Source organism: Lapidilactobacillus mulanensis (assembly GCF_003946215.1).
GTDB classification, from domain to species: Bacteria; Bacillota; Bacilli; order Lactobacillales; family Lactobacillaceae; genus Lapidilactobacillus; species Lapidilactobacillus mulanensis.
The window spans coordinates 1-5,888 of record NZ_RHOW01000066.1 but is presented as its reverse complement, the minus strand read 5'-3'; the positions used below and the strand labels follow the sequence as shown (position 1 = coordinate 5,888).

At 31.4% G+C, this 5,888-nt stretch carries 7 protein-coding genes; all 7 read left to right on the top strand.

Features of this window, described 5'->3' with window-relative positions:
• Window positions 1-41 precede the first annotated feature (41 nt).
• The 7 genes from EKM67_RS10180 to EKM67_RS10150 are packed head-to-tail and all read left to right on the top strand — an operon-like array spanning window position 42 to window position 5,593.
• Window positions 42-833 carry an ACP S-malonyltransferase gene (locus tag EKM67_RS10180; protein ID WP_125578884.1) on the top strand — a complete coding sequence of 264 codons (792 nt, stop codon included), beginning with the start codon at window positions 42-44 and terminating at the stop codon, window positions 831-833.
• Window positions 834-842: 9 nt separating this feature from the next.
• Window positions 843-1,274: a biotin/lipoyl-containing protein gene (locus EKM67_RS10175; RefSeq protein WP_125578883.1), complete on the top strand. Its 432-nt coding sequence runs from the start codon at window positions 843-845 to the stop codon at window positions 1,272-1,274.
• A 2-nt stretch (window positions 1,275-1,276) separates the two neighbouring features.
• The gene (locus EKM67_RS10170; RefSeq protein WP_125578882.1) at window positions 1,277-2,614 is read left to right on the top strand and encodes an ATP-binding protein; all 1,338 of its coding nucleotides are present in this window, start codon (window positions 1,277-1,279) and stop codon (window positions 2,612-2,614) included.
• Window positions 2,615-2,664: 50 nt separating this feature from the next.
• The gene (locus EKM67_RS10165; protein WP_164506647.1) at window positions 2,665-3,414 is read left to right on the top strand and encodes an acetyl-CoA carboxylase carboxyltransferase subunit beta; all 750 of its coding nucleotides are present in this window, start codon (window positions 2,665-2,667) and stop codon (window positions 3,412-3,414) included.
• Window positions 3,407-4,198, top strand: coding sequence for a carboxyl transferase domain-containing protein (locus tag EKM67_RS10160; RefSeq protein WP_125552330.1), 792 nt, complete (start codon window positions 3,407-3,409; stop codon window positions 4,196-4,198). Before EKM67_RS10165 ends, EKM67_RS10160 begins: the two co-directional genes overlap by 8 nt.
• Entirely contained in the window at window positions 4,191-4,886 is a 696-nt protein-coding gene (locus EKM67_RS10155; RefSeq protein WP_225417370.1) for an accessory gene regulator B family protein, read from the top strand. Before EKM67_RS10160 ends, EKM67_RS10155 begins: the two co-directional genes overlap by 8 nt.
• On the top strand, window positions 4,883-5,593 hold the full coding sequence (locus EKM67_RS10150; protein WP_125552328.1) for a 5'-methylthioadenosine/adenosylhomocysteine nucleosidase: 711 nt from the start codon (window positions 4,883-4,885) through the stop codon (window positions 5,591-5,593). Before EKM67_RS10155 ends, EKM67_RS10150 begins: the two co-directional genes overlap by 4 nt.
• The last annotated feature ends 295 nt before the right edge of the window (window positions 5,594-5,888 follow it).

Genomic DNA, 5,888 nt, shown 5'->3' with positions numbered 1-5,888 from the left:
CTTTTGAGAGACGATTTATTCATTATACGCTCTCTTAAAAGTTGTCTCAGGAATCAGCTTACATCCATTCTTCTTCTAAAATTCTAGAGACAAGATATGCTCAAACAGCATTATTTTTGTACTCTTTATCACTTTATCAAAATATAGCGAAAAAGGTCCCCACTGAGAATAGTATATTTGCCGGACTATCTCTTGGCGAATATAGCGCGTTAGCTGTATCAACAACTATTTCTTTTGAAAGGATGGTAAAGGTTGTTGACAAAAGAGGAGAGCTAATGAGTAATGTTTGCAAGAGTCAGAATACTGTCATGGTAGCAGTGCTTGGAGATAATATTGACTCAATAAATAAATTACTCACGTTAGAAAAATGGAAGCACAATGCTTTTATAGCAAATATGAATACTCATAATCAAATCGTAATAGGTCTTGAAAGCTCATTGGAAAATGAATTTATCATAGAAATTGAAAGAATTGGTTGTTTTATTTGTATCCCATTAAAAGTTGATGGTGCATTTCATACTCCCTTTATGCACGAAGCTAATAAAAGATTCTTACCTTTTATAGAACAATTTAAAGATGAGGTAGTAAAAGAAAAGGTTTTAGCAAATTATGATGGTTCAGTATATACTGCTAAAAACTTACTCTTTAAATTGTCGAAACAAATGGAGTCTACAACTTACTTTGCGAAAATTGTAGATAATATGGTTAATTTAGGGGTAAAAAAGTTTATCACTATTTGCCCAAATAGAAGCTTGATGAAGCTGGTGAAAAATATTCAACCAGCATATGAAATCATAAATGTTTCAACGACAGAAGATATTAAAAAGTTGTGAGATGATGAAATGGATAAGCTAGACAGAATAGCAAATGTATTTATCAATTCAAGTGTAGATGAGTTGAAATATAAAGATAGTGAATTGGAGATAGTTTTAAAGAGGAAAAGTAGACAATCTTTAATAAATACAAATGATATAAGTGTTATGCAAGAAACAGAAGATCAGAGTAAATCATCGTGTGAAACATTAAAGAAAGATAAAAATGATGTGATTATTAAAGCAAATACATCTGGTATTTGTGAGTTAAATGAAAAGTTAGGTTTAAAACGTGGAGTCAAAGTTAATGAAGGAGTTATCCTATGTAATATTGAAGTTATGAAGAATTTTATTGATGTTATGAGTCCAATTAATGGTACTGTCAAGCAAATTTTTGTAAATAACTCTTCAGTTGTAAGCGAAGGGGATAAAATATTAAGTTTGGAGGAAACTATAAATTAATCATGATTAAAAAGGTACTAATCGCTAATAGAGGAGAAATTGCACAGCGTATGGCAGAGGTATTGGATGATCATGGAATATTATCTGTTTCAGTTTACGCTAATGATGATTTTAACCCGATCTTGAATAAATTAAGTACTGAATATGTATGTTTAGGATCTGAGAATACTTCAAATACTTATTTAGATCGGTATAAGTTAATAGATATTGCGATAGCGCACAATTGTGACGCTATCTATCCTGGTTATGGATTCTTATCGGAAGATGCGAATTTCGTTAAATTGTGTAATGAGTTTGGACTTATATTTATTGGCCCTAATTATGAGGCTCTTGAATTAGTGGGAAACAAGCAAAAAACTATAACGTTAGCGAATAATATAAAGGTTCCAACTATACCTGGTTCAAGTAATTTAGTTAAAAGTTTCAATGATCTAGAATATAGCGCGAAAATAATCGGTTTTCCTATTATACTTAAATCTTCAAATGGAGGCGGTGGAAAGGGAATTAGAATAGTTAGAAAAGAAGAGGATTTAGCACGAGCTTGGGATGAAAGTATAAATGAGGGGAAGTTATCTTTTGGCAGTATAGACGGAATGTATCTCGAAAAATATTTGGAGAAAGTGAAACATATAGAAGTTCAAATATTACGTGATAAATTTGGTAATGTAATGTGCTTTCCAGAACGTGATTGCTCATTACAATATAATCAACAAAAAATGATTGAAGAATCTCCCTGTCCCTTTATAAAAGCAACTTTAAGAGAAAAACTACAAGAATATTCTGAAAAGATTGTAAATGAATTAAATTATGAAAATGCTGGTACTATTGAGTTTTTAGTTGATGAAGATCAAGTATATTTCATGGAAATGAACGGTCGTATTCAACTCGAATATTCTATTAGTGAGTTTGTTACAGGTGTAGATATATTATATCAACAAATTCAAATAGCAAATTTTAAAAAAATTAGAAATATAAAGCTCAATCCTGAGGGACATGCATTAGAGTGTAGACTACAAAGTATAGATAGTGAAACTTTTACTCCTTCAATTGGGGTAATCAAATATTTATATCTTCCGACAAATGGTTTAAATAATAGAATCGATACTGACCTTTTCTTAAACAAAAAAAATAGTATTTATTACGATTCTCTTCAGGCAAAAGTTGTATGTGTCGCAAAAAATAGAATTTTGATGCTTAATAGGATGTTAAGAATGATTAATCAAATTGAAATATGTGGAGTTGAAACTAATATTACTTTTTTAAAAAAAGTATTAATAAGTGAAAAAATGAAAAATGCTAACTATACAATAAATACTTTAGAAGAAATAAGGGAGGATTAGTGAAAATGGTGGGAAACACAGTAATTTTTCACTGTAGTAGGTGTCACAAAATGGTGGATAAATTTATTGTAGGAACATATAAAGTTTGCCCTTTTTGTGGTTATGCTTTTCGGATTGGAGCCCAAGAAAGGCTTCAGCAATTAGGCGGGATTTTTGTTGAGTGGAATAGTAAGATTAAATTAAAAGAAACTTTTAATTCAACGAAGGAATATGAGGAAAAGCTTAAAAGCTCCAGAAAACGATTAACAATGAATGATTCAATCATTACTGGTGAAATTACATTTGAAAGTAATTTGAAAGTTGCGGTGGGAATTTTTGATTATCGTTTCATCATGGGAAGTATTGGTATAGTAATTGGAGAGAAAATCAAATTACTTTTTGAAAAAGCTGGCCAAGAGAGGTTACCAGTGATTTTATTTTGCGCATCTGGAGGTGCTAGAATGCAAGAAAGTCCGTTTTCATTAATACAAATGGAAAAAATGAGTTATTATGCAAAAATATTTAAGAAACAAGGTAATTGTTTAATAACTGTAATGTGTGATCCATGTATGGGCGGAATGCTTGCATCCATTGCTAGTATTGGTAACTTTTGCATTTCTGAACCAAAGGCTCAAATTGGGTTTGCAGGATTAAAGGTTATCGAACAAACAGTTGGAAAAAAATTAGATTTGAATGACCAACTTGCTGAGAATGTCTATAGAAATGGCTTTTTAGACGATATTGTTAAAAGAGAGGATATAACTAACTGGATAGAAAGAGTAAGTACAATGCTGAAAATTGGAGGTACATCAAATGAATAGATTTGTGAATGAGGTGAGGAGTCTTAAAAAAATAAGTACTCTCAACCTAGTGAAAAATTTAACTGATGATTTTGTACCTTTATTTGGTGATGGACATGAAGGAATTGATGATGCTCTCATTAGTGGGCTTGGACTTATGAACAAAAAAGCAGTGATGATTACGGGTATCCAGAGAGGAAATAATGCTGCCGAGAGAACTGTAACGCATAATGGCAGCTTGAGACCAAAAGGTTATAGAACCTGTTTTAGATTATTTGAGCAGGCAGAACAATTAAATATTCCAATATTGACAATAATTGATACTCCTGGAGCATATTGTGATTTGAATTCCGAGAAGAGCGGTCAAGCGCAAGCTATTTCAAAATTGATTGAAAAGATGAGTATACTGAAAGTCCCAATTGTTTCACTAATTTTAGGGGAAGGCGGTAGTGGTGGTGCGCTTGGTTTGTTAGTATCTGACTATCGTATAGCCACTAGTGTTTCGATGTTATCTACGATTTCCCCAGAAGGGTATTCTGAGATAATGTGGAAGAAAGTATCACCCCAAAATTCTGATCGTGCACTCAATGAATTACATGCAATACCAGAAGAATTAAAAAAAGAAAACGTTATTGATCTTATCATTGAAGAGCCTAATCTAGTGAAAAATGAGACTATATTTCATTTAGGTCAAACAATTGATGGGGCCTTCCAAAAATATCTTAATTTAGATAAAGAAGAATTGATAAAACAAAGACAAGATAAGTTTGATTTAATAGGACGCAAATATATTGAATATGCATAAAATGAAATTAATCATAAAGCGAAAGTTTAATAAAATAGTCATTAGATTAGTAGATTCGTTAGCTGCGAAGGATGAACAATTATGTAGGGAAAAAGAATTTTTAAGATATATGATTTTATCTCTTTTTGTCAGGTTAATGATGTTTTCTTTTGCTTTTACTTTGAGTTTAGTAACTAATCATTTACTGAAAGGTGCTTTTGTGCTTTGCCTGGTAATTTGGTTGAGAAGCGTTTTTCCGGGGTGGCATGCAAAAAAATTTATAACCTGTTTTTTTCTGTCAATCACCTCTTTTGTTTTCATGCTACAAGATTTTAAATGGATGAATATACAATCATTAGTTGTTATATGGTTTTTCGATCAAACTATCATTTTATTTTATTTGTTAACAAATAAAAATAAGAATATTTATAAGCCTATAGCGCTTTTAGTTGCTAATTTTTTATTTTTGGTTGCTGAAAAGTATAAATATTCTTACTACTTTGCACAATTTGCGGTGCTTATACTATATACTATAAAAATGATAAAGGGGACTCACTTAATGAAAAAAATTAAAAAAAAGTTAATTATGCTTGGGTTAAAAATATCGGTAAGATCTTACTGTGTATGGTTTGCATATGAAGTTCCTAAAACTAAAAAACTGAATCAATCAAAACTGTTTAATGCTTTGAAGGGAGAAATAACTAAATGAAAATAGGTATTATTGGGGCAATGAATGAAGAAGTAAAAATCTTGAAAAATAAGATGATAAATACCGAATCAAAAATGATAGCTAATTCAGATTTTTGTATTGGCTACATTGATGGCGTTGAAATTATTCTTGTCCAGTCAGGTATAGGGAAGGTTCAAGCAGCTATTGCGGCAACCATTCTATCAGAAAAATATCATCCTGATATGATAATAAATACTGGTTCGGCTGGCGTAATTGGTAAAAATTTGACAATAGGTGATATTGTTATTTCTAAAGAACTAGCATACCATGATGTTGATGCGACAGCTTTTGGGTATGCCTATGGTCAACTACCACAACAAGTTAAACGCTTTAGTGCAAATAAAAAATTAATAGCTCAAGTCGAAAAAGCCGCTAATAAATTTTCGTTAAAAACTAGAGTAGGTCTTATTGTTTCTGGAGATCAATTTATAGCAAGTGAAAAGCAGAAATATAATATTTTAAAACACTTCCCAGATGCGTTAGCAAGTGAGATGGAAGGTACAGCAATTGCACAAGTAGCTTTGCAATTTGAAATTCCGTTTGTTGTTATTCGCGCAATGAGTGATGTTGGAGATGAAAAGGCTGGGGTTAGTTTTGATGATTTTATTATAGAAGCCGGTAAAAGATCGGCTTTAATGGTCATTCAATTAATTCAAGAAGTAAGTGATAAGCAGTTAACTAATTAAACAAAGAAGTGATCATATTTCTGTAAGCAGTGAATAATTGATCGACCAATGTACGAATTAAAATGGATTAACTAAAGGTTGAGAGTATCCAAATAGCCTCAAACTCTTACTGGTTATGAGCTTGAAGGCTAAAAAGTAGTTAATTTAGTTGTCACACGCCATTGGGGCTGGGACAAAAACCAGCTCTAAATAAATAAGCAGTTTGTAAAACTTAATTCTAAGTTTTACAAACTGCTTATTTTTGAGGCTCTTTGTCAAATCCTGTTGATGAATAGCTTTTACAGAGTTGAAAGTC